Annotated in this window: 1 pseudogene; it reads right to left on the reverse strand. The window is 47.9% G+C overall.

The features are described 5' to 3' along the window. Positions 1-238 (reverse strand): annotated as a pseudogene (locus AC0QH1_RS16595) (hypothetical protein); the annotation flags it as partial.

Here is a 238-nt window from a genome sequence, read left to right on the forward strand (position 1 = left end):
CGTTGCAACAACTCTTCGCGAGAAAGGGTCAGCAACAGACGGGTTAACTCCTGGGTTGGTAACTGCAACAGTGGCTCGATTACTGATGATAATTCATTATCCATCTGGCCAAATCGAACCTGGAGCAAGTTTTCTATCATTTGTCTGCGTCCTTCTTGCAATCCTTCTTGGCGTCCTTCTTGCAGTCCTTCTTGGCGTCCTTCTTGTACGGCTTCTTCTCGCCAACGCAAATAAGCAG

It is taken from the genome of Phormidium sp. CCY1219, from assembly GCF_055795085.1.